This is a genomic window from Variovorax paradoxus (genome assembly GCF_024734665.1).
Classification (GTDB): Bacteria; Pseudomonadota; Gammaproteobacteria; order Burkholderiales; family Burkholderiaceae_C; genus Variovorax.
Window position 1 is genome coordinate 4,697,894 of the sequence record NZ_CP102931.1, and the last position, 22,944, is coordinate 4,720,837.

23 protein-coding genes are annotated in these 22,944 nt (G+C 66.5%); 14 read left to right on the forward strand and 9 right to left on the reverse strand.

From position 1 onward, the window contains the following. Positions 1 to 4: 4 nt before the first annotated feature. Both NWF24_RS22250 and NWF24_RS22255 read right to left on the reverse strand, forming a co-directional pair. Positions 5 to 1,141 carry a DUF5938 domain-containing protein gene (locus NWF24_RS22250; protein ID WP_258350437.1) on the reverse strand — a complete coding sequence of 379 codons (1,137 nt, stop codon included), beginning with the start codon at positions 1,139 to 1,141 and terminating at the stop codon, positions 5 to 7. Positions 1,142 to 1,164: 23 nt separating this feature from the next. Further along, positions 1,165 to 1,968 carry an SDR family NAD(P)-dependent oxidoreductase gene (locus tag NWF24_RS22255; protein ID WP_258350438.1) on the reverse strand — a complete coding sequence of 268 codons (804 nt, stop codon included), beginning with the start codon at positions 1,966 to 1,968 and terminating at the stop codon, positions 1,165 to 1,167. Positions 1,969 to 2,209: 241 nt separating this feature from the next. Between NWF24_RS22255 and NWF24_RS22260 the strand changes: the two genes are divergently transcribed. Then, complete coding sequence (locus NWF24_RS22260; protein ID WP_258350439.1) at positions 2,210 to 2,848, forward strand: TetR/AcrR family transcriptional regulator; 639 nt, start codon at positions 2,210 to 2,212, stop codon at positions 2,846 to 2,848. A gap of 16 nt (positions 2,849 to 2,864) precedes the next feature. Here NWF24_RS22260 and NWF24_RS22265 read toward each other — a convergent pair whose 3' ends face one another. From NWF24_RS22265 to NWF24_RS22275, 3 genes are all read right to left on the reverse strand, one after another. Next, positions 2,865 to 3,827: a LysR substrate-binding domain-containing protein gene (locus NWF24_RS22265; protein ID WP_093058230.1), complete on the reverse strand. Its 963-nt coding sequence runs from the start codon at positions 3,825 to 3,827 to the stop codon at positions 2,865 to 2,867. A gap of 84 nt (positions 3,828 to 3,911) precedes the next feature. After that, positions 3,912 to 5,327, reverse strand: coding sequence for an FAD-binding oxidoreductase (locus NWF24_RS22270; protein WP_258350440.1), 1,416 nt, complete (start codon positions 5,325 to 5,327; stop codon positions 3,912 to 3,914). A 30-nt stretch (positions 5,328 to 5,357) separates the two neighbouring features. Then, on the reverse strand, positions 5,358 to 6,662 hold the full coding sequence (locus tag NWF24_RS22275; RefSeq protein WP_258350441.1) for an MFS transporter: 1,305 nt from the start codon (positions 6,660 to 6,662) through the stop codon (positions 5,358 to 5,360). A gap of 255 nt (positions 6,663 to 6,917) precedes the next feature. Between NWF24_RS22275 and NWF24_RS22280 the strand changes: the two genes are divergently transcribed. Both NWF24_RS22280 and NWF24_RS22285 read left to right on the forward strand, forming a co-directional pair. Continuing rightward, positions 6,918 to 7,757, forward strand: a complete 840-nt coding sequence (locus NWF24_RS22280; RefSeq protein WP_258350442.1) for a phosphate/phosphite/phosphonate ABC transporter substrate-binding protein — start codon at positions 6,918 to 6,920, stop codon at positions 7,755 to 7,757. A 98-nt stretch (positions 7,758 to 7,855) separates the two neighbouring features. Beyond that, the gene (locus NWF24_RS22285; protein ID WP_258350443.1) at positions 7,856 to 8,560 is read left to right on the forward strand and encodes a glutathione S-transferase N-terminal domain-containing protein; all 705 of its coding nucleotides are present in this window, start codon (positions 7,856 to 7,858) and stop codon (positions 8,558 to 8,560) included. Positions 8,561 to 8,576: 16 nt separating this feature from the next. On the opposite strand, the gene NWF24_RS22290 is transcribed toward NWF24_RS22285, so the two are convergent. The 4 genes from NWF24_RS22290 to nthA form a co-directional block, all read right to left on the reverse strand. Beyond that, the gene (locus NWF24_RS22290; protein WP_258350444.1) at positions 8,577 to 9,863 is read right to left on the reverse strand and encodes a M20/M25/M40 family metallo-hydrolase; all 1,287 of its coding nucleotides are present in this window, start codon (positions 9,861 to 9,863) and stop codon (positions 8,577 to 8,579) included. A 116-nt stretch (positions 9,864 to 9,979) separates the two neighbouring features. Beyond that, positions 9,980 to 10,333, reverse strand: a complete 354-nt coding sequence (locus NWF24_RS22295) for a nitrile hydratase accessory protein (protein WP_258355335.1) — start codon at positions 10,331 to 10,333, stop codon at positions 9,980 to 9,982. A gap of 5 nt (positions 10,334 to 10,338) precedes the next feature. Beyond that, positions 10,339 to 11,004 (reverse strand): nitrile hydratase subunit beta, encoded by a 666-nt coding sequence (gene nthB / locus NWF24_RS22300; protein WP_258350445.1) that lies wholly within the window; start codon positions 11,002 to 11,004, stop codon positions 10,339 to 10,341. Further along, positions 11,001 to 11,630, reverse strand: coding sequence for a nitrile hydratase subunit alpha (gene nthA, locus NWF24_RS22305; protein WP_258350446.1), 630 nt, complete (start codon positions 11,628 to 11,630; stop codon positions 11,001 to 11,003). The genes nthB and nthA overlap by 4 nt, the downstream gene beginning before the upstream one ends. A 36-nt stretch (positions 11,631 to 11,666) precedes the next feature. Between nthA and NWF24_RS22310 the strand changes: the two genes are divergently transcribed. The 11 genes from NWF24_RS22310 to tssG all read left to right on the forward strand — a co-directional run bounded on the left by NWF24_RS22310 (position 11,667) and on the right by tssG (position 22,932). Next, entirely contained in the window at positions 11,667 to 12,506 is an 840-nt protein-coding gene (locus NWF24_RS22310) for a thymidylate synthase (RefSeq protein WP_258350447.1), read from the forward strand. 92 nt (positions 12,507 to 12,598) lie between these two features. Beyond that, positions 12,599 to 14,401, forward strand: a complete 1,803-nt coding sequence (locus NWF24_RS22315) for a M48 family metalloprotease (RefSeq protein ID WP_258350449.1) — start codon at positions 12,599 to 12,601, stop codon at positions 14,399 to 14,401. A gap of 19 nt (positions 14,402 to 14,420) precedes the next feature. After that, the gene (locus tag NWF24_RS22320) at positions 14,421 to 14,936 is read left to right on the forward strand and encodes a dihydrofolate reductase (RefSeq protein WP_258350451.1); all 516 of its coding nucleotides are present in this window, start codon (positions 14,421 to 14,423) and stop codon (positions 14,934 to 14,936) included. After that, the gene (locus NWF24_RS22325) at positions 14,933 to 16,075 is read left to right on the forward strand and encodes a phosphatidate phosphatase App1 family protein (RefSeq protein ID WP_258350452.1); all 1,143 of its coding nucleotides are present in this window, start codon (positions 14,933 to 14,935) and stop codon (positions 16,073 to 16,075) included. Before NWF24_RS22320 ends, NWF24_RS22325 begins: the two co-directional genes overlap by 4 nt. 163 nt (positions 16,076 to 16,238) lie before the next feature. Beyond that, a complete protein-coding gene (locus NWF24_RS22330) occupies positions 16,239 to 16,478 on the forward strand; it encodes a hypothetical protein (RefSeq protein ID WP_007829428.1) in 240 nt (79 codons plus the stop codon). 480 nt (positions 16,479 to 16,958) lie between these two features. Further along, on the forward strand, positions 16,959 to 17,552 hold the full coding sequence (gene tssB, locus NWF24_RS22335; RefSeq protein WP_258350454.1) for a type VI secretion system contractile sheath small subunit: 594 nt from the start codon (positions 16,959 to 16,961) through the stop codon (positions 17,550 to 17,552). 60 nt (positions 17,553 to 17,612) lie between these two features. Beyond that, the gene (tssC, locus tag NWF24_RS22340) at positions 17,613 to 19,112 is read left to right on the forward strand and encodes a type VI secretion system contractile sheath large subunit (RefSeq protein WP_258350455.1); all 1,500 of its coding nucleotides are present in this window, start codon (positions 17,613 to 17,615) and stop codon (positions 19,110 to 19,112) included. Between the two features lie 62 nt (positions 19,113 to 19,174). After that, positions 19,175 to 19,657: an Hcp family type VI secretion system effector gene (locus NWF24_RS22345; RefSeq protein WP_093058217.1), complete on the forward strand. Its 483-nt coding sequence runs from the start codon at positions 19,175 to 19,177 to the stop codon at positions 19,655 to 19,657. 29 nt (positions 19,658 to 19,686) lie between these two features. Continuing rightward, entirely contained in the window at positions 19,687 to 20,148 is a 462-nt protein-coding gene (gene tssE, locus NWF24_RS22350) for a type VI secretion system baseplate subunit TssE (RefSeq protein WP_258350457.1), read from the forward strand. A gap of 1 nt (position 20,149) precedes the next feature. After that, positions 20,150 to 21,931, forward strand: a complete 1,782-nt coding sequence (tssF, locus tag NWF24_RS22355; protein WP_375338403.1) for a type VI secretion system baseplate subunit TssF — start codon at positions 20,150 to 20,152, stop codon at positions 21,929 to 21,931. Further along, positions 21,928 to 22,932, forward strand: a complete 1,005-nt coding sequence (gene tssG / locus NWF24_RS22360; RefSeq protein WP_256329589.1) for a type VI secretion system baseplate subunit TssG — start codon at positions 21,928 to 21,930, stop codon at positions 22,930 to 22,932. Before tssF ends, tssG begins: the two co-directional genes overlap by 4 nt. Positions 22,933 to 22,944 lie beyond the last annotated feature (12 nt).

The following is a 22,944-nucleotide window of genomic DNA, read 5'->3' on the forward strand; positions in this document are numbered from 1 at the left end:
GAAGTCAGCCCAGCCGGGTGAGCACGGGCTCCTGCACCAGTCCGAAGCTGCGCAGCGCGCCCAGCAGCTCGCGATGCCCGAAGGCCTGGCAACCCGAGGCGAAGCCGGCGCGGCGCGGTGCCTGCTGCAGCAGCGAGGCGGCCGCATAGGCCTGCAGCAAGCCGGTCTGCTTGTAGTTGCAGTTCCCGAAAATCACGCAGTGCATGCGGCCCAGCGGACCGGAGGCATGCACCGAATCGACGGACTTGTTGATGCGCGGGTTCTCGCGCGGGGGCATGGTGTTCATCACGCCTGCCGCCGTCTGGGCCAGGGCGGCATAGCGATCGTCGTCGTTCATGCCTTCGGTGGCCTTGAGCGCGGCTGCCACGATGTGCGGCACGCCCTGCATCAGCGCCTTGTTGAAGACCCCGCCGAGCACCTTCACATTGGCCACGCGCGGATCGCGCTTGAACCATACCGGATGCGAGGTGCCACCCCATGGAAGTGCCAGCGCCGCCTCGTGCTGGCCGGGAATCGACAGGTGGTACAGGCCCGCGTCGGGTTGCCACTCTACGTATTCGTTCTGCTCCAGGTAGTAGGCCTTGGACGTGGCCGCGTTGACCAGGATGGTCTGGGTGGATGCGATGGTCGGGCTGCCGCCCCAGAACACGGCGATGTCCAGCGTGTCGAGCCCGGGTGTCTCCAGGCACAGCTGCGCGGCGATCTCGCCGGTGGTGTACATCTGCGCCAGGCCGGGCGAGAGCAGCAGGCCCGCGGCGGCGAACCTGGCGCCGTACTTCTGCTCGAGCATGATGAGCCAGTCCTGCTCGCCGGTGGTGTCTGTGTAGTGGCATCCGGCGGCCAGGCAGGCCTCGACCACCTCGGGGCCGAACTTGGCGAAAGGCCCCACCGTGTTGAGCACCACCGAGGCGCCGGTGAAGAGCTCCGTGAGCGCCGCCACCGAATGCTTCACCTCCACCACCTCGTAGCTAGCGGTCTCGATACCGGGCACGTTCGACTTCATCGCCGCTTCCAGCTTCTGCGCGCTGCGGCCCGCGGCAACGAAGGGGATGTTGTACTCGCGCAGGTATTCGCACACCAGTCGGCCGGTGTAGCCTGAGGCGCCGTAGACGACGACGGGCTTCTTCTTGCTGTTGCTCATGTTCTGTCTCCTTTTCTACGTGCTCACATGCCCATGCCGCCGTCTACCGCGATGCCCGCGCCGGTGATGAACCGCGCCGCATCGGAGCAGAGGAAGACCACCACATCGGCCATGTCGCCGACCTCACCGAGACGGCCCAATGGCGTCTGGCCGATCACGTCGCCCACTGCCGCCTCGACGCTGGGTGCGAGCCCCGCGGCGACGATGTCGTTGGCGAGCTTCATGCCCATGTCGGTGGGCACCAGTCCGGGGTAGATGCAGTTCACGCGCACGCCGTAGCCCAGCTTGCCGGACTCCATGGCCGCGACGCGCGTGGCGCGGTCGACCGCGGACTTGGTGGCCGAGTAGCCCGCAATGGCCGGGAAAGCGATGGTCGCCGCGACCGATGCGATGTTGACCACAGCCCCGCCGCCGCCCGCGCCGCCACCGGGACGCATCGCACGGAACGCGTGCTTCATGCCCAGCAGCGTGCCGGCCACGTTCACGTCGAGCATGCGGCGCAGGTCGTCGCCGTCGACGTCGATCACCAGCGAGGTGATCTCGATGCCGGCGTTGTTGACGAGGATGTCGAAGCCGCCGAGTTCCTTGACGGTGGTCTCGGTGGCAGAGGCCCAGTCGCCGTCTTTCGTGACGTCGAGCGGAACGAAGCCCACCTTCGCTCCAGAGGCAGACAACCTGGAAGCGGTTTCGCGCCCCAGGTCGGCAAGCACGTCGCCAATCATCACGGAGGCGCCGGCCGCCGCCAGTGCTTCGGCAATGCCCGCGCCAATGCCGCGCGCACCGCCCGTCACCAGGGCCTTGCGCCCTTTCAAGTCGAACTTGGCCATCACTTGTCTCCTGTAGATGTGTTGTGAGATGGAGCGGTCATCGTAGAAATCGACTTTACGGGTGTCAAGTTTTTCTTTGACGATTGTCAAAACTTCGTAAAATGACATGCGTGGCACGCCGGATGCGGGTTCTCCCGCTTGCGTGCTATGGTTTGGAATCACGAAGAACACAGGGGCCGGCATGCGTGCGGTCCGGCTTTCAATGACGACACATCAACGGCTGAAGAAACACGCTGAACGAGTGCCCAAGGCTCGGGTCGACAAATTCTCGGAACGGCGCGCCGAACTGGGCGAGGCCGCACTCACCACGCTGGCGGCACTGGGCTATGCACGCACGAGCCTGCGCGAGATCGCCCAGAACTCAGAGTTCTCGCACGGCGTTCTGCACTACTACTTCAGCGACAAGGTCGACCTGATCATCTGCAGCGTCAAGCAGTACAAGGCACGCTGCGTCACGCGCTACGACCACGCGGTGGAAAGCGCCACCACCTACGACGAGCTGATGGATGGCTTCCTGCAGAGCCTTGGCGACACGCTGCGCGACGAAGGCCACGTGCACCGCCTCTGGTACGACCTGCGTTCGCAGGCGCTGTTCGAGGAAGCCTTCCGCGCCGATGTCGTGCAGATCGACAAGAGCCTCGAGGACATGATCTGGCGCATCATGAGCCGCTTTGCCGAGCTCTCGGGCGAAGCACCCGGCATGCCGCCCTCGGCCACCTATGCGCTGTTCGACGGGCTGTTCCAGCAGGCACTGCTGAAGCACCTGTCGGGCGATGCGAAGGCCATCGACGACATGCAGGTCGATGTGCGCCAGGCCATCTCGCGCCTGTTCGCTGCCCCTGCCAAGGCCGCAGCGCCGGCCCGCAAGCGCCGCGCCTGAAACGAAGGGCCGGGCTTCAGGGCCTTGGCCCTTTCGCCGGCGCGACGGCACGCGCGCCCGCCCACTGCCCGCTCTCGCACAGATCGCGCACCACGTCGCCGATCAGCGTGCACACGGCGCGCTTCGCGTTCGTGGTCGGCAGATGCACCGACACGCACAGCCCGAGCGTGCGAAACATCGAAGGCGAGTCGATGCGGTGCGCAACGAGCCGGCCTTCCTGCACTTCGCGCTGGGCGAGTCCGAACGGCATGATGGTCGGCCCGAGCCCCGCCTCCACCGCCGCCTTCAGCGTGTAGACCGAATTGATCTCCGCGGCCACCTGCGCCGTGGAATGCCCCTCACGCTCCAGCACCGCATCGACCAGCCAACGCGTGCAGTGGCCGTGCGCATTGGCAGGCCACACCAGCGGTCGCGCGGTGGCCTGCGCAATGCTCACGTCGCCGGGCGGCAGCGCATGCGGGCTCTGCGGCGATTCGAGGAACACGAAGTCTTCCTCCACCAGCGGGACGAACCGGATGTCTTCCGCCGGCATGGCGGGCGAGAACACCGCCACGTCGACCCGGCCGCGCAGCAGCTGGTCGGCCATGTTGCCTGTGAGTTCCTCGTTGAGATGCAGCACCACGTCGGGATAGCGCCGGGCCGCCGCGCGCATCAGCGGCAGCGCGATCATGGGCGACACGCTTTGCGGCAGCGCCGCCACCACCGAGCCCGCCACCGAATCGGCCGCGACATGCACCGCGGCCTTGGCGTCGCTCACCTGTTTGGTGATGCCCTGTGCGTATTCATAGAAGACCTTGCCCGCCTCGGTCATCGCCACGCCGTTGCGGCTGCGAAGCAGCAGCTGGGTGCCTAGCTCGGCTTCGAGCTCGGCCATCTGCTTGCTCAATGCCGACTGTGCAATGAAGAGCTGCTGCGCGGCGCGCGACAGGCTGCCGCAATCCACGATGGCAACGAAGTACTTGAACTGACGCAGCTCCATCGAAGGGCCTCCGGCCGCGCACTGCGGGGTGCAGGCGAGGCCGGGGATTCTAGGCCGCACATCTCCGCTCTGGCACTCGGGCACTCAGGCCCCGGCTGGAGCAACGACCTTTCCCGGGTTGAAGATGTTGTGCGGGTCCAGCGCCTGCTTCACGGCACGCATCAGCGCCACCGTGTGCTCTCCGTGCTCCTCGACCAGGTACTTCATCTTGTGCATCCCCACGCCATGCTCGCCGGTCGAAGTGCCGCCGTGGCGCAGCGCGCGCTGCACAAGCCGGTGGCTGAAGGCCTCGGCGGCTTCGTTCTCTGCCGCGCTGTTCGGATCCACCAGCACCAGGCAATGGAAGTTGCCGTCGCCGACGTGGCCGAACACCGGCACCAGCAGGCCGTGTTCGGCGATGTCGGCCTGCGTCTCCTCGATGCACTGCGCGAGCGCGGACAGCGGCACGCACGCGTCGGTGGTCAGGCTGCGGCTGCCCGCTTTCAGCTGCAGGCAGGCGAAGTAGGCGTGATGGCGCGGCGTCCACAGGCGCGAGCGCTCCTCTGGCCGGTTGGCCCACTGGAAGGCGCCGCCGCCGTGGTTGCCCGCGATCTCCCGCACAATGCCGGCCTGCTCGTCGATCTGCGCCTGGCTCGCGCCGAACTCCAGGAACAGCGTCGGGTTCTCGCCCAGGTTGGTGTGGCTGTACGCGTTCACGGCGCGGATGGTCAGCGCGTCCAGCATCTCGGCGCGCGCCAGCGGCACGCCCATCTGGATCGACTCGATCACGCAGTCGACCGCCGCGCGCACTGACGGAAAGTGCACCACCGCTGCCGCATACGCCTCGGGGTGCGGATGCAACCGCACGGTGGCCTCGGTGATCAGCCCCAGCGTGCCTTCGGAGCCGCAGTACAGCTGCGTGAGGTTGTAGCCCGCCGAGCTCTTGCGTGCCCGCGAGGCGGTGTGGGTGATGTCTCCGTTGGCCGTGACCACCGTCAGGCTCACGAGGTTGTCGCGCATGGTGCCGTAGCGCACGGTGTTGGTGCCCGATGCGGCCGTGGCGATCATGCCGCCGATGGACGCATTGGCACCAGGGTCGACCGAGAAGAAAAAGCCGGTGCCCATCAGCTCCGCGTTCAGCTGCCCGCGCGTCACGCCGGCCTCGACCGTGGCCGTGAGGTCACCAGGGCGAATTGCCAGCACCCTGTTCATCTGCGAGAAGTCGATGCACACGCCGCCTTCGACCGCCAGCAGATGCCCTTCCACCGACGAGCCCACGCCGAAGCCGATGACCGGCACGCGCTCGCGAGCGCAGGCCCGCACCACGAACGCCGTCTCTTCGGTGCTGCGCACGAACACCACCGCATCGGGCGGTTGCGGCAGATAGGTCGACTCGTCGGTGCCGTGCTGCAGCAGCACGGCCGGGCTGGTGGAAAAGCGCTCGGCAAACTTGCGCTGCAGCAGCGCGATCAGCTCAGGCGACGGGGAACGCCGCGTGTTCGAACTCACGACCGTGTCCATAGGGTTCCTTCAAGGAGGCAGACAAACAGATCAGCGCTTCGGCTTGACGAACAGCACCAGCACCGCGCCAGTCACCAGCAGCGCGGCAAGCATGTGCAGGCCGGCATCGGTGCTCTGCGTCGCATCCTTGATGAGGCCGATGAGAAACGGCGCGCTGAAGCCCGAGAGGTTGCCGAAGGAATTGATGAGCGCAATGCCCGCGGCCGCCGCGGCACCGCCGAGAAAGGCCGTCGGCATGCCCCAGAAGACCGGAAAGGTCGACATGATGCCCATCGTGGCCAGCGTGAGGCCGGCCATCGCGAGCGTCGCGTTGCCGTGGAAGGCCACACTCAGCACCAGGCCGATCGCGCCGACGACGGCGGCCAGCGCGCTGTGCCAGCGGTACTCGAGCCGGCGGTCGGCGCTGCGGGCCACGAAGTACATCGCGACCACGCCAAAGGTCCACGGAATGGCGCTGAGCAGGCCGATGTCGAGCGCGCCCTTCACGCCGATCGCCTTGATGATGCTCGGCAGCCAGAACGAGATGCCGTACAGCCCCGAGGTGTAGGCGAAGTACACCAGCGCCAGCAGCCACACGCGGCCGTTGCCCAGCACGCTCAGGATGCGCGGCTCGGCCTTGCCGGCGTCTTCGGCGGCGATGTCGCGGGCGATGAGTTCGCGCTCGGCAACGGTGAGCCACTGCACGTCCTTCACGCGGTCGTCGAGGTAGCGCCACACGACCAGGCCCAGCGCCACGGTCGGCAGGCCCTGCAGGAGAAACAGCCACTGCCAGCCCGCCCATCCGTTGACACCGCTCATGCCCTGCAGGATCCAGCCCGAGATCGGCCCGCCGAGGATGCCCGCGAACGGAATCGCCGCGAGGAACAGCGACGTGGCCTTTCCGCGCCGCGCGGCCGGATACCAGTAGGTGAGGTACAGGATGATGCCGGGGAAGAAGCCCGCCTCGGCCGCGCCGAGCAGGAAGCGGATCACGTAGAACGACACCGGCGAACTCACGAACATGGTGGCCGCCGAGAGCAGACCCCAGGTGATCATGATCCGCGCGATCCAGCGGCGCGCACCCACGCGGTGCAGCACCACGTTGCTCGGCACCTCGAACAGGAAGTAGCCGATGAAGAAGATGCCCGCGCCCAGCCCGTAGACCGCATCGCTGAACTGCAGGTCGCCCTGCATCTGCAGCTTGGCGAAGCCGACGTTCACGCGGTCGAGGTACGCCACGATGTAGCAAACGAACAGCAGCGGAATCAGCCGCCATCCGACCTTGCGGTAGACGGCGTCGGAGGTGCTGTCGAAGCGGCCACTGTAGGGCGGCGTTGCGATGGTGCTGGTGCTCATGGGTGCGTCGCTTTCGTTCGTTCTGTCCCGGTTGCAGCCAATAGTCTCGTTCGCACCCCGCCGCGCCGGTGCGGGTTTCTACGCAAGATTCATATGGATTGAAGATCCGCGTATCTCCGAACGAGATGTGCATGCCGCCGGTTCGCCGAAGTGTTGTTTCATCAGGGCTAACCCTGCGGTCAGGGCCCTGTTCCTCCGCCCCAATGAATGTAATAATTTAGTTACAACATTACCTATCAACCGGAAGAAGGCTCCATGAAACACCGCACTCTTCATCCCTCGCTTCGCACCATCGCTCGCGGTACGGCGGGGTTGCTTCTGGCAATTGGCGCCTCGGCGCACGCCTTTGTGATCGGTGTCAGCGAGGGCGTGAGTTACAACGTGTCCGACGCGCAGGTCAGCGCCCGCTTCGAGCCCATTGCCGAAGTGCTGTCCAAGGCGCTCAAGCAGCCGGTGACGGTCAAGGTGCTCAACTCGTACAACGGCGCGCGCGACGCGCTGAAGCAGCAGCAGGTCGACTTCGCCTTCGTGCACCCGTCGCACGTGGCGCTCGCCGCCATCAAGGGCGGGCAGTACAGCGCCTTCGCCTGGACCACCGGCTACACCGACTACAAGGTGTCGTTCCTGTGCAAGGAGCAGCAGCCCATTTCCGACTGGAAAAGCGTGGCGGGCAAGCAGCTGGTCATGCCCGACGCCGACTCGATCACCGCAGTGATCACGCGCGCGATGCTGCGCGAACAGGGCCTGCAGGGTCCGACGGCGGTCAAGGTCACCAACACGCGCTTCCAGGAGGCCGTGCCTTTCTACGTGCAGAACGGCTTTGCGGCTTATGGCGCGACGGCAGCCTCCAGCGTGGTCAAGACCTGGAAAGACGGCGGCGGCAAGGTCTGCGCGGAATCGCGCGCGGTGCCAATCAAGCAATGGCTCGCGTCACGCAAGCTCGACGCGGCCACGGTGGCTGCAGCACGCGAAGCCTTGCTGAGCCTGGCACAGACCGATGCGGGCAAGCGCGCGCTCGCGGCATCGAGCTACGTCGGCTTCGTTGCGCCTTCGGCCGATGTCGAGGCTTCGCTGATGAGCTGGCTGGGGATCTGAGGGCAAGCCAGAGAGGGCAAAGCCGCACGCGCACGCCATCTGCCCGACCCGGGCAGAATCCGGCGCTTGCAGTTTCCTCCCTCTCAAGGACTCCCTCCATGACCGATCTCTCGAGCTTTCCCATCACGAAGAAATGGCCCGCGCAGCACCCTGACCGGCTGCAGCTGTACTCGCTGCCCACGCCCAATGGCGTGAAGGTGTCGATCATGCTGGAGGAAACCGGCCTGCCCTACGAGCCGCACCTCGTGAGCTTCGAGACCAGCGACCAGATGTCGCCAGAGTTCTTGTCGCTCAACCCGAACAACAAGATCCCGGCCATCATCGACCCCAACGGCCCGGGCGGCAAGCCGCTGGCGCTGTTCGAATCTGGCGCCATCCTCATGTACCTCGCCGAGAAGACCGGCAAGTTCATTCCGCAGGACGCCGCCGGCCGCTACGAAACCCTGCAGTGGGTGATGTTCCAGATGGGCGGCATCGGCCCGATGTTCGGCCAGCTCGGCTTCTTCAACAAGTTCGCTGGCAAGGACTACGAAGACAAGCGCCCGCGCGACCGCTACGTGGGCGAGTCGAAGCGCCTGCTAGGCGTGCTCGACAAGCACCTGGCAGACCGCGCATGGATCATGGGCGACAGCTACACGATCGCCGACATCGCCACCTTCCCGTGGATCCGCAACCTGATCGGCTTCTACGAGGCAGCGGACCTCGTTGGCTTCAAGGATTTCAAGAACGTGGCGCGTGCGCTCGAAGCATTCGTGGCGCGCCCCGCCGTGGTGGCGGGGCTGGGCATTCCGAAGCGCGGCTGATCCGGTCAGTTCGCGATCAGTTCGCGGATAGGTCCATCAGCATGCGCGAGAGCAGATAGAGCCGCGGCACCACGCTCTCGACTTCCGCGTATTCCTCCGGCGTGTGGATGCCGCCACCCACGATGCCGAAGCCGTCGAGCACCGGCACGCCGACGCCCGCCACCAGGCTCGCGTCGGCCGCGCCGCCGCTGCTCTCGATGGTGAGCTTCTTGCCGATCTCGCCGTAGATACCTTCGGCCATGCGCACCAGCTTGTCCGACGCGGGCAAACGCGGCATCGGCGGCAGGCCGCGGATCAGGCGCACGCGCACTTCGGTCTCCGGAATGAGCTTGTTCTGCGAGATGCGGATCAGGTCTTTCTCGACACGATCGAACTCTTCCGGCGTGGCCACGCGCACATCGCCCTTGGCGCTGGCCGTCGCGGGGATCACGTTGGTCGGGCCGTTGGCCGTCAGCACCGTGAAGTTGACCGTGGTCTTCTTCGCCGCGTCTGCCGTCTTCGACAGCTGCAGCACCTGGTGCGCCACCTCCATCGCCGCGTTGCGGCCCGCCTCGGGCGCCACGCCCGCGTGAGCCGCCACGCCCTTCACCTCGATGAGCGCGGTGGCCGAGCCCTTGCGCTCGACCACGAGGCCGTCGGCCGGGCGGCCTGGCTCCAGGTTCAGCGCCACGTCGTGCTGCTTGGCAATGCGCTCGATGAGCGCGCTGGTGCCGACGGAGCCGACTTCTTCGTTGGTGTCGAGCAGGAAGGTGATCTGCCCATAGTCCTTGAAGCCGATCTGCTGCAGGATCTTCAGCGCATACAGGCCGGCCACCACGCCGCCCTTGTCGTCCATCACGCCGGGGCCGTAGGCGCGGCCGTCCTTGATGTAGAAGGGCTTGGCTGCGGCCGTGCCTTCCTTGAAGACGGTGTCCATGTGCGCGAGGATCAGGATCTTCTTCTTGCCCTGGCCGGTCAGCGTCGCGACCACGTTGGTGCCGGGGTGCGGATCGGCCGGAAAGGTCTCGATGCGCGCACCGAGCTTGCGCAGTTCTTCCACCGCGATCTCGCGGACCTTTTCCAGGCCAGCGGTGTCGGCCGAGCCTGAGTCGATGTTGACCATGCGCTCCAGCATCTTGACCGCCTCGTCCTTGCTTTGCGTGGCCGCGTCGAGCACGCCCTGGTGCGGCTTCTGGGCCATGGCGTTACCAGCCAGCAGCATGGCGCAGGCGAGTACGGCGCCGTGGCAGGCGGTGCGCGCCCAACGGCGGGTGGATGTGGGGGCCGAAGGAATCGGGAAGAGATGGCGCGAATGAATCGTCATGTTGTGCGTTCTGTGCTTTCTGTGGAGGGACGGGGGAAGCGGCGGCAGGCTATCACCCGCTTCGAGAACGGGTCAAGCAGGATGCGGGCCGCGGCACACCGCACCGGCACGCACCTCTAGCCGGGGAAGTCTTCGCCGCGCAATTCGATCGGCTGGCCGTGCGGCGTGCGGTCGGCCGCGTGGTCCCAGGCGTGGCGGTAGCGGGCCAGTTCGTCGTCGGAGCTGGCGCCCTTGCGGGCCACCAAGCTTTCGAGCGCTGCGAGCCAGTGGCGGTAGTAGGTCTCTCCGGTGTCGGGGTCGCCTGCGGCCTGTGCGGCAGCGATCTGCGCGGCCAGCGCCTCGGCCCATTCCGGCCAGGTGAACAGGCCGCCTTCATGCAGCGCCAGCGTCATCGCGAAGGCTTGCGCCTCCCAGGGTGCATTGAACACGGGCCCATCGGCATCGCGCGGCATGCCGGGCGACAGGGGCATGTCGCTCACGCCGTGGCCTCCAGGTAGCTTTCCCACGCATCGACCGACACCGACAGGTTCTGGCGCGGCGCTTCGTCGCCCCAAAGCTCGGCTTCGTCGAACTCCACCGTGTAGAGCCACTGCGGCTGCTCGCCGAGCCCCTGCGCATGACTGTCGGCGAACACGTGCGCGCCATGTACGTGCGTGATGGTGCCGCGCTTGCCCTGCACATAGCCCGGCAGCCGCGTGTGATGATCGACCTTGCCGAGGTGCATGCGCACCGGCTGGCCCATGGCGAAGCGCGCCGGGGCCGACGCAGGCCGCCCGGTCGGCGAGCCCTTGGCAAGAACGGCAGGCACATTGCCCACCTCCAGCACGCGGGCCACGGGCGCGGGCGCGTGGCGCATCTCTCCGCTCGCGATCTCGTCGGGAAAGAGCTGCCCGCGCTGCAGCATCAGTTGTTCGAGCGCGCTAAGCCAGATCTGGTAGTAGCTCAGGTCGCGATAGTCCGGCAGCGTCTCGCGCACGGCGCGGCTCGCATCGATGTTCCATGAGCCGGTCGCGCCCATGGCCAGCACGAGCGCCAGGGCGCGCGGCTCCCAGGCCGCATGAAAGAGTTCACCCTCGGGCTCCGGCACCACTTTGCCAAAGCCGGGCTGGCCGCCAAGGTCGGCCTTCGTGACGTAGCTCATGCGGCGCTCCCCTCTTCGGCAGGCACCTCGACCAGCCGCGTGCCGATCATCGAATCGCGCGAGACCAACGCGGCGAGTTCATCTTCACTCAGGTCTTCGGTGCCGGTGGGGCGCTGCGGAATCACGAGGTAGCGCACCTCGGCGGTCGAGTCCCACACGCGGATGCGCGTGGCCTCGGGCAGCGTCACGCCAAAATCGGCGAGCACGCCGCGCGGGTCTTTCACCACGCGCGAGCGGTACGGCGCGCTCTTGTACCAGGTGGGCGGCAGGCCCAGCACCGGCCACGGGTAGCAGCTGCACAGCGTGCAGACCACCATGTGGTGCAGCTCGTCGGTGTTCTCGACCGCCACCATGTGCTCGCCCTGCCGGCCCGTGTAGCCCAGCGAGGCGATCGCCGCCGTGGCATCGGCCAGAAGCCACTGCCGAAAGGCCGGATCGACCCAGGCCCGCGCCACCACGCGCGCGCCGTTGCGCGGGCCGACGCGGGTCTGGTAGGTGTCGATCAGCGCATCGAGCGCGGCGGGGTCGATGTAGCCCTTCTGGGTGAGTACGCTTTCGAGGGCGCGCACGCGCAGGTCCATCTCGCCGAGTTCGCTGTGTCCGTGGGAGTGGTCATGGCCGGTCATCGGCCAATGCTAGCGCCGCCCCGTAAAATTCCCAACATGACCTCGCCCACCCGCCCCGTCCGCTCCCAGTACGAAGATTTCATGCGCCATGTCGACACTCATGGCGTCTTCAAGAGCGACCGCACCGGCACCGGCACCAAGAGCGTGTTCGGCCACCAGATGCGCTTCGACCTGAACGAGGGCTTCCCGCTGATCACCACGAAGAAGGTGCACCTGAAGTCCATCATCCAGGAGCTGCTGTGGTTCCTGACCGGCTCGAGCAACAACAACTGGCTCAAGGAGCGCGGCGTCACCATCTGGGACGAATGGGCGCGCGAAGACGGCGACCTGGGCCCCGTGTACGGCGTGCAATGGCGCAGCTGGCCCACGCCCGATGGCGGCCACATCGACCAGATTTCCGACGTCATCAAGACCCTCAAGACCAACCCCGATTCGCGCCGCATCATCGTGAGCGCATGGAACGTGGCCGAACTGTCGAAGATGGCGCTGATGCCTTGCCACGCCTTCTTCCAGTTCTACGTGGCGCCGCCGCAGGCCAAAGGCGAGCGCGGCAAGCTCAGCTGCCAGCTCTACCAGCGCAGCGCCGACATCTTCCTGGGCGTGCCCTTCAACATCGCAAGCTACGCGCTGCTCACGCACATGGTGGCGCAGCAGTGCGACCTCGACGTGGGCGACTTCATCTGGACCGGCGGCGACTGCCACATCTACAGCAACCACGCCGAACAGGTGGCGCTGCAGCTGAGCCGCACACCGTACCCGTACCCAACGCTGCACATCAAGCGCAAGCCAGCGTCGATCTTCGACTACCAGTACGAAGACTTCGAAGTGCTGGACTACCGGCACGGCGATCCGATCAAGGCACCCGTGGCGGTGTGAAGCCCGACGCCCTTCCCGCCACGCCGGGGAGCACCGCGGCTGGAGCCACAGTCCCGCCTCGTCCATTCGCGGAGCGTGCCGGCCTCGTCGCAATGACCGTGGCCGCCGAGCTGACCTTCCTGGCAGCCTCGTTGCTGGGATGGGCGCCGATGATCATTCTCCAGGCGGTCTTTCTCGGGCCGACCACAGCAGCAGTAGTGGGCTCGGCCCTCACCGTGTGGGTCTGGTGGATCTTCCAGCCGAACCTCGACATCTCCGGCATCGAATTGCCGCGCGAGAAAGCACCCGCGCTGTTCGAAGCACTCGACGGGCTGCGCCAGAAACTCGACGCGCCTCCCATCCACCGCGTCATGCTGTGCGAAGACCTCAACGCTGCGGCCCACCTTTCCGGCGGGCTGCTGTCGTTGGTCGGTGGCCAGCGCACACTCCTGCTCGGCGTGCCGCTCCTGAAGTTGCTGTCGAAAGACGAGGCGACTGCGGTCATTGCGCACGAGCTGGGGCATTTCTCACGCCATCACGGCCGCCTGGGGCACTGGGTCTACAACGTCCGCGCCAAGTGGCGTGTCTACCTTGACGGTGACGAAAGACGAGACTCTGGCCTCGATCGGCTGCGCCGGTGGATTGCCTCGGCCTTCCTGCCGCGCTTCATGCGCATGTCGGCGAGCCGCTCGCGCGCCTGCGAGTTCGAGGCCGATGCATTGGCGGTGCGGGCGACAGGTAGCGGCCACCTCGCGCAGGCTCTCATCAAGCTGGACATCGCCGGGAGCCTGATGCGCCACGGCCTGCGCCGGAAACTCAACGAGCTGCAGGCCGAATCGCCGCATGCACCGGCAGCCTTCTGGGACCTCGTTGCGGACTTCGTGCGCGACACCGCCCCCGACAAACTGCAGGCCGCGCTCGATGAGGCGCGCAGCCTGCCGCGGCGCGTGCACGACACTCATCCCAGCCTCGATGCCCGCATCGAAGCCATAGGCGCGTCGCTGAATCTGCCCGACTGGACACCCGCAGACTGTGCCGGCCAACAACTGCTGGGGGCCGACTGGCCCACGCAGCTCAATGCAGCGAATGCGCGATGGTGCGAGCAGAAGGCGCCGGCATGGCGCTTGCGTCATCTGCGGCTGCGTGCGCTGCAGGCACGTCGGCTCGCAGACGCGGCCGGTGACGATGCCGTCGAACTTGCGCACCTGCAGTCCGAAGACGAGATCAAGGCCTCCGACGACACGCTGCAGGCACTCGAACGCCACGCCCGGACGCATGCGGCCGACGCGCTGGCCCAGTACGGCCTCGGCCTCGCGCTGCTGAATCGCGCGCGGCCCGAAGGCATTGCGCAAGTGCGTTCTGCCATCAAGCTGGACAGGCGCCTTGCGGTGCCGGGCTACGAAGCCATCCTTTCGCATGTACATCTGCACGGCACCGAAGACGAGATCCACGAGTTCTCGAAGCGCCGGGACCTTGCTGCCGAGAAGCAGGGATTGCTGCGCAAGGGCTTCTGGCGCCACCTGATGGACGTGCCCCTCACGCCGCTGCAACCCTGGGCCGCACAGCTGCTGTCCGAGGTGCTGCGCGAGGAAAAAGCGCTCGACGGCTGCTGGGTGGCGCGCACGCGCATGAGCAGCGAGACCGGCGAAATCTATGACATCAACCTGCTGATCGCGCGCGTCCACCATGCGAAGCTGGAAGCGGACGACCTCGACGAGGATGCGCTCTCCGCCCGGTATGCGACGTACCTCGCGGCTCTCTGCCCTCCGAACGAACTGCTGCGGCTCTCCGTCTACTTCGACACAGAGCCCATCAACCCGCGCCTGCTGGCGCGCTTCATGGACGTACCGGGCTGCGAACTCCACAAGCCAACCGGTACCATCAACGCGAACATGATAAAAATCGACTCGCTCTGAAGCCGATACCTTGCCTGCCATGAACGTCAATCTCATCTTCGCCCGCGCCGCCAACGGCGTGATCGGCGCGAACAACACGATCCCCTGGCACATCCCGGAGGACATGGCGCACTTCAAGCAACAGACCGCGGGCGCGCCGGTGATCATGGGCCGCAAGACCTGGGATTCGCTGCCGCCGCGCTTCCGGCCGCTGCCGGGCCGACAGAACATCGTGGTGACGCGGCAAGCCGACTGGCGGGCCGAAGGCGCACTTCGCGCGGGCAGCCTGCAAGAGGCGCTGTCGCTTTGCGAGTCGTCGTCGAAGCCCGACGCCGTATGGGTCATCGGCGGCGCGCAGATCTACGCCGAGGCCGAGCCGCTTGCGCAGCGCGCAGTAGTGACCGAACTCGCGCGCGACTACGAAGGCGATGCCTACGCTCCTGAACTCGACGCCGCCGTGTGGCGCGAGACGCAACGCGAATCGCATGTCTCGGCCAAGGAAGGCCTGGGCTTCAGCTTCGTGATCTACGAGCGCGTCGCCCCCACGAAGAAATGAGCGACAGCGCTCCCCATCGACTGCCCGTGCCGGACTTGCGGCGCCGGTCGCTGGTGGCGGGCGCAGCGCTGCTTGCGGGCCTTGCGCCGCTGCAGGCAGTGCAAGCGGCCGAGCCGCTGGAGCCCGACGAAGAAGCGCTCTTCATGACCGGCACAGCGCGCCCCACCGTCGACGGCCGGCTCGAAGTCGATATCCACGCGTGGATCTTCGAGCGCGAGCATCGCTGGGGGCTCAACACGGCCCTCGCACGCTATCTCGGCCTGAGCCTGAAGAAGCTCTCGCCCGCCGCGCGCCTGCGCTTCAACCAGCGCACCGCGCTGTTCCATGCGGAGTCGGAAGAAGACAAGGTTATCGACGTCGACTTCGACGGCGGCCCCGCACGCGTGACGATGCCGCCATCGGGCAAGGACGGCCGCAGCAACCTGCGCATCGTGATCGACGCACCGCGCGCGCCACTGCTGCCAACGTCGCCATTGCCGCAGGAGTGGGTGCAGTTCCATGGCGTGGCCGGCCCGGGTGAGCTGCTGCATCGCTTCAGGGGCCATGCGCTGGTTGTGCCCGCGCAGGGCGTGTCGGTCATCTCGGACATCGACGACACCATCAAGCGCACACAGGTGCGCGACCGGCGCGAGATGCTGCTCAACACTTTCGCGCGCCGCTTCGAGGCCGCGCCACGCATGGCGGCCTGGTATCGCGCGCTGGCGAAGACGCCCGACACGCGCTTTCACTACCTTTCGGCGAGTCCAATCCAGCTCTACCCGGCGCTCTCGGATTTCATCCGCAACGCCGACTTTCCCGCGGGCAGCATGCATCTGCGCGAAAGCACCACGTGGCGCACGCTGATTCCCGGCGAGCAGGATTCGCGCGAGCACAAGCTCGGCGTGATCAACCGGCTGCTCACCGAATTTCCGCAGCGCCGCTTCGTGCTGGTGGGTGACTCGGGCGAAGCCGATCCCGAGATCTACGCGCAAACGTTTCACTCTCATCCGCAGCGCATCGACAGCATCGTGATCCGCGACGTGACGGGCGAAGGCCGCACCTCCGATCGCTATCGCGCAACCTTCGAAGGCATCGATCCGGTGCGATGGCACATCGTGATGCCGGACACCACGGCGTGGCCCGTGCAAGCGCTCAACTAGCCGCCGAGTTACCGGAAACAAACTGGCGCCTTCGTGGCTCCAGCAGCGCGAAAGGAACACTTCGGTACACCCGAGGAAAGGCATGCGCGGCGCAGGGTTTAGACAGCGCTAATTGTTTGTGCGCACAATGCCGTAAACGCCCTCAACCAAAAGGAGACGGCTCATGTCCATGGAATTTCTACGGGTTATCGCCGAGCAGAAATTGCCATACGTTATTCACACGCCGGCTGACATCGACAGGCTGCGCGTGCTGCGTGCGGCAGAGTTGGTGACCGCCTTCATTCCGCCTTCGGACCGCGCCCCCGATGCGCGCGCGATCCGCCAGTTGGCCCAGGTCGAATCGATCACCGCCAAGGGCAAGCTGGCACTGAACAAAGCTACTTCGGCATTCATCGAGCTCTAGCAAGGCGCCCCCGCGGCTTCGCACGAAGCCCGCGACGTTTGCGCCATTGACGCAGCCCCGCGCTGCGCTCACCCGGGTTCCCCGGGTCCTCCATTCCAGTTACACATCGCGCCGTCCCGCGCACGCGGGAGCACGCGCGCGATAGCACCGCCCCCGCCTTCCTGTCATTGAACTTTGGTCCGATGCGCCAGCCGGCGCGTCTGCCTAGCATTCGGCTACCCACTTGCGTGATAAATCACTCATTTGTGTAACTTTACAAAGCTCAGGTACTTGTTTTCATTGAGTTTTGTCCACCGCAAACGGGACCCCTCCCCAATTCTGGGGATTGTTAGCAAATATCTCGATTTGTATCTTCCATCCGTCTTTGATGCATGCCGGGACTGCAACGGCAACGGACCGCGCACCGCCCCAACCAGGCGACGAGCGTCGAGAAATTTCAACGTGTGTTCTTGTCAATTCAACCTTTTCTGAGAGCGAAAAATGTCGAATAGCCTGCAAAACTGGGTAGGACGCAATCGTCCGCCGCGCGTCCAGATCACCTATGACGTGGAGATCGGCGACGCCATCGAAAAGAAGGAGCTGCCGCTGGTCGTGGGCCTGCTGGCCGACCTGTCGGGCCAGCCCGCACAGCCGCTGCCGAAGCTCAAGGAGCGCCGCTTCGTCGAAATCGACCGCGACAACTTCGATGAAGTTCTGGGCAACATCACTCCCCGCCTCGACCTCTCGGTGCCCGACACCATGAAGGGCGAAGGCAACCTGAAGATCGAACTGAGCTTCAAGGAATTCAGCGACTTCCACCCCGAAGCCATCGTTGACCAGGTGCCCCGCCTGGCCAAGCTGCTCGAAGCCCGCCAGCAACTGCGCGACCTGCTCGCCAAGCTCGACGGCAACGACGAACTCGACGACCTGCTCGAGCGCGTGCTGCTGAACACCGAAGACCTGAAGACGGTCCAGAGCCAGGCCAGGGCCGAAGCCGGCAGCGCGCCAGCGCAAGCCGCCCCGGCCGCAGCCGCAGCACCGCAAGCGGCTGCGGAAACCCAATCGTCCCCCGAAGCCGAAGCACCGGCAGCGTGATCAACCACGCCGGCCGCAGCCCTTCGGGCGCAATCCGGCAACTTTTGAATGGTGATAGAGATGGCCAACAAATCCAAAGCCGCTGAAGCCGGCAGCGCAGCAACCACCGTCACAACCAGTGACCTCGGTCTGCTCGACAAGATCGTCCTCGAAGGCAACATGACGACCGAGCCTTCGCAGGGCGCCTACGCGAAGAAGCTGATCGGTCAGCTGGCTTCGCAGATCCTCGACGAAGGCATGAAGACCAGCCCCGACAAGGGCGTGGTCACGCTGATCAACGAGCGCGTCGCCGAAATCGACCGCCTGCTGACCGACCAGCTCAACGCGATCCTGCACGCCCCCGAGTTCCAGGCCCTCGAAGCCTCCTGGCGCGGCCTGCACGACCTGGTGACCGGCACCGAGACCGGCAGCAACCTGAAGCTGCGCCTGCTCAACGTGAGCAAGAAGGACCTGCTGAAGGACCTGGAGACCGCCGTCGACCACGACACCAGCGTGCTCTTCAAGAAGATCTACGAAGAGGAATACGGCACCTACGGCGGCCACCCCTATTCGCTGCTGATCGGCGACTACTACTTCGGCCGCCACCCGCAGGACATCGCCCTGCTGGAGCGCATCTCCCGCGTGGCCGCCGCCGCGCACGCGCCCTTCATTGCAGCCGCCGCGCCCGCCCTGTTCGACTTCAAGTCGTTCACCGAACTCGGCATTCCGCGCGACCTGTCCAAGACCTTCGAGAGCGCCGAGCTCGCCACGTGGCGCGGCTTCCGCGAATCGGAAGACTCGCGCTACGTGTCGCTGGTGCTGCCGAGCTACGCAGCCCGCCTGCCCTACGGCGCCAAGACCATTCCCGTCGAGAACTTCAACTACGAAGAAGACGTGGACGGCACCGACCACGGCAAGTACCTGTGGGCCAACGCGGCCTACCAACTGGGCCTTCGCATCACGCAGGCTCACTCGCTGTACGGCTGGACCACGGCCATCCGCGGCGTCGAAGGCGGCGGCAAGGTCGACGGCATGGTGGCCCACGCCTACAAGACGGACGAAGGCGACATCGCCCTGAAGCCGCCGACGGAAGTGACCATCACCGACCGCCGCGAAAAGGAACTGAGCGACCTGGGCTTCATCGCCATCGTCAACTCCAAGGGCTCGAACACCGCGGCCTTCTTCGGCGGCCAGACCGTGAACAAGCCCAAGGTGTACGACAAGGATTCGGCCAACGCCAACGCGGCAGTCTCGGCTCGCCTGCCCTACATCCTGGCGGCCTCGCGTTTCGCGCATTACCTGAAGGTGATCGTGCGCGACAAGATCGGCAGCTTCCAGACGCAGGCCGACATGCAGAAGCACCTGAACAACTGGGTTGCCAACTACGTGCTGGTGAGCCCCTCGGCGCCGCAGGCCATGAAGGCCAAGTACCCGCTGAGCCAGGCCCGCGTGGACGTGACCGAAGTTCCGGGCAAGCCGGGCTCGTACCGCGCCATCGCCTTCCTGAAGCCGCACTTCCAGCTCGAAGAACTCTCGGCCTCGATCCGCCTGGTGGCCGACCTGCCGGCTGCTGCCGCCTGATCGCCCCCTTCATTCATCTGCATCGACAGACGAACCAACAGATTCACTGAAAGAACATTCACATGCCTATCTATCTCAAGATCCCAGGTGTCACCGGCCAAACCCAGATTGAGGGCCACAAGGACGAACTGGAAGTCCAGAGCTTCCAGTTCGGCGCCGGCCTTGCCGTGACGGCGGGCACCTCCAACCAGGAACGCACCGCGGGCAAGCCCAGCTTCTCCGAAATCACCGTGACCCGCACCAGCGACTCGGCCACGCCCCAGCTGCTGCAGAAGCTCGCCGGCGGCGAGGTGTTCGCGGGCGACACCATCATCACCTTCCCGCGCGAAGACAAGAGCGGCCTGCTGCCCTTGATGGTCGTGACCCTGACCGACGTCATCCTCAGCGGCCTCTCGGTGTCCAGCGGCGGTGACCTGCCGCAGGAAAGCGTCTCCCTGAACTACGCGGCCATCAAGGTCGAGTACACGAAGCAGAAGGAAGAAGGCGGCCAGGAAGGCATCGCACCGTTCGGCTGGGATCTCTCGAAGAACGTCGCGGTCGCATGACGGCTCGACGCTGACACCCGGCGCCTACCGTGTCCGAACTCATCAAAGGGGGCGTCGCGCCCCTGTTCGACCGGCTGGCGTCGGCGCCGTCCGAGCACGCCCGCGGCGCTGCTCATCTCGAAACGATGGAGTCCTTGCAGGACTCCATTGGTCGTGAGCTGCGCCGCCTGTTCAACACGCGCTCGCCGCTGTCGGCCTCCGACTATGCGCAGGGCAGTGGCACGGTGCTGGAGTACGGCATTCCGGATTTCTCCGCGCTCAGCGCGCAGAACGCCGCCGACTTGCAGCAGCTGGCTGCCACGCTGCGCCAGGCGGTGCAGCGCTACGAGCCGCGCCTGACGGACGTGAGCGTGCAAGTGAGCGCCACGCCCAACCGGCATGAAGTGGCGCTGGTGCGCATCGGCGCGCAGGCGCGGGCCGGGCTCGCGCTGCGCCACGTTGATTTCGAAATGCTGCTCGGCACGCCCGACAGCCTGATGAAGATCGCCTGACGTGTCCGACATCCAGCACAGTGACCTGCTGCAGTACTACAAGCGCGAACTGTCCTATCTGCGAGGACAGGGGTCGGACTTCGCCCAACGCTATCCCAAGGTCGCCTCGCGCCTCTCGCTGCACGGCGGCGAATCGCTGGACCCGCACACCGAACGGCTGATCGAGTCGGTGGCCTTCCTGTCGGCTCGCGTGCATCGCGACCTCGACCAGGAATTTCCCGACGTCGCCTACGCGCTGCTCGACAACCTCTGCCCGTCGCTGGTGCAGCCGCTGCCCTCGATGTCGGTGGCGCAGTTCGGGCTCGATCCGGCGCAGGGCAAGGTCACGGCGGGCTTTCGCGTGCCGCGCCACACCATGCTGCATGCGAGGACGCAGGCCACGCAGTCGCAGGAATGCCGCTTCCGCACCGCATGGGACACCGTGCTGTGGCCGCTGCGCATCGCGCACGCCGCCATCGACGCCGACGCCGTGCTGCGACTCAGGCTCGAATGCAATACCGAGGCCGACTTCTCCGAGCTGGAGATCGACAGCCTGCGCATCCACCTGCAAGGCGACTGGATGACCACGATGCCGCTGTACGACGCGCTGGTGTCGGGCGTGAAGTCGGTAGGCGTCACCCCCGAAGGCGGCGCGCTGCAGATGCTGCCGGCCGACGCGTGGCGCGAAGTCGGCTTTGCCGAAGGCGAAGAAGTTCTGCCGCAACCCGCCAACGCACAGCCCGCCTACGGCCTGCTGCAGGAGTACTTCGCGTTTCCGCGCAAGTTTCATTTCTTCGACCTGCATCACCTGCGCTCGCGGCTGGGCGGCGGGCGAAGCTGCGAGCTGGTGTTCCAGCTCGACCGCACCACCAGGGTGCTGCGGCACATCGACGCCGACAACTTCCAGCTCGGCTGCACGCCCATCGTCAACCTGTTCCCGCGCGTGAGCGAGCCGCTGGTGATGGACCAGCGCCACTACGAATACATGCTGGTGCCCGACCGCCAGCGCGACGCGACCACCGAGGTGCATTCCATCGTCTCGGTGATCGCCTCCGACCCGGACGCCGACAAGCCTGTCGACGTGCCGGGCTTCGCCGCGCTGGGCCACGTGGACGGCGCACAGGGCGCGCAAGGCGGTGCGGTGTTCTGGGCCGCGCGGCGCGAGCCCTGCCTGCGCCAGAACATTCCCGGCACCGACGTCTTCCTGTCCTTCGTCGACCAGGGCAAGACACACAGCCGGCCCGCGCAACCCGTGGTCTATGCCCACCTGCTGTGCACCAACCGGCGGCTGGCCGAGCAAGTGCCCGTGGGCGCGCGCCTTGTGGCCGAAGGCCCATCGCAGCCCACGCACGTGCGCTGCCTGTACGAACCCACCGCGCAGCGCGATCCGCCGCTGGGCAGCGAAACGCTGTGGCGGCTGGTGTCGCTGCTCACGCTCAACCACCAGTCGCTGGTTGACGGCTCCACCGGCCGCGAGCAGTTGCGCGAGATGCTGCTTCTGTTCGCCTCCGACAGCCGGCGCGACCATGCGCAGATCCGCGGCATTGCCGGGCTCTCTGCGCGCGGCGTCACCGCGCACGTGGGCACCGAAGCCTGGCGTGGCTACTGCCGCGGCACGCAGGTCACGCTCGAATTCGAGGACGACGCCTTCGTCGGCGGCTCCCCTCTCATGATGTCGGCCGTGCTGGCGCGCTTCTTCGCGATGTACACCTCGGTGAACTCCTTCGTTCGCCTCGTGGTGCGCAACGGCGAAGAGGTCAGAAAACAGTGGGCTCCGATGACGGGCCGGCAGGTGGTTCTGTGATCGAACAACTCACCGCCCGCCCGCAGGACTTCAACCTGTTCCAGGCCATCAGCCTGCTCGAGCGCGCCGCGCCCGAGGCGGTGCCCGTGGGCCGCTCGCAAGGCCCGCGCGAACGCGAGGCCGTGCGGCTGCATGCCTTCGTCACGCTGGCGTTCGAAGCCAGCGACGTGCGCGAAGTCGGCACCGATGCATCGACCGGCGAGCCCTTCGAGCTCACCACGCCCGCCCTTTCGCTGGGCGGCAGCGGCGGCCCGCTGCCGATGCCCTTCACCGAGATGCTGCTGGAGCGCCGGCAGCAGCGCGACCACGCGACGGGGGACTTCCTCGACATCTTCAATCACCGCTTCCTGGCCTTCCTGTACCGCAGCCGCCGCAAGCACCACGTGGCGCTCAACCCGCAGTCGCCTTCGAGCTCCACGCTGGCGTCCACGCTCGATGCGGCCAGCGCACTGGGCCTGCGCGCCGGCGTGCGCGCACCCGACGGCTCTGCCCTGTGGCTGCGCCATGCCGGCCTGCTCGGCGGCGCGCCGCGCGGCATGACCGCGCTGCTGGCCCTGCTGCGTGACCGCCTCGGCGTGCAGGTGCACGGCACGCAGTTCCGTGGCCGCTGGCTCGCGCTGGAGCCCGATGCCTCGGCGCGGCTGGACATGCGCACGCCGCTGGGCGGCGGCGCCGTGCTTGGCAAGCGCGTGTGGGACCAGGGCGCCGGCATCCGCCTCACCTTCAGCAACCTGAGCCAGCAGCGCCTGCGCGCCCTGCTGCCACGCGGTGCCGACCATGCGCTCGCCAAATGGCTGGTGCGCCGCTTCATTCCGCAAGACCTGAAGGTCGAGATGGAGCTGAGCCTCGCTCCCACCGAGTTGCGCAGCAGCGTGCTCGGCGCCGCGAACCCGATGCGACTGGGCTGGACCTCGTGGGTCGCGGGCCCGACCTTTCGCGGCGCACTGCCGCCCGTTCATCACACCCTGACCAGCGACGGCGGCGACGCGCCCGGCGCCTGACCCGAACACTAC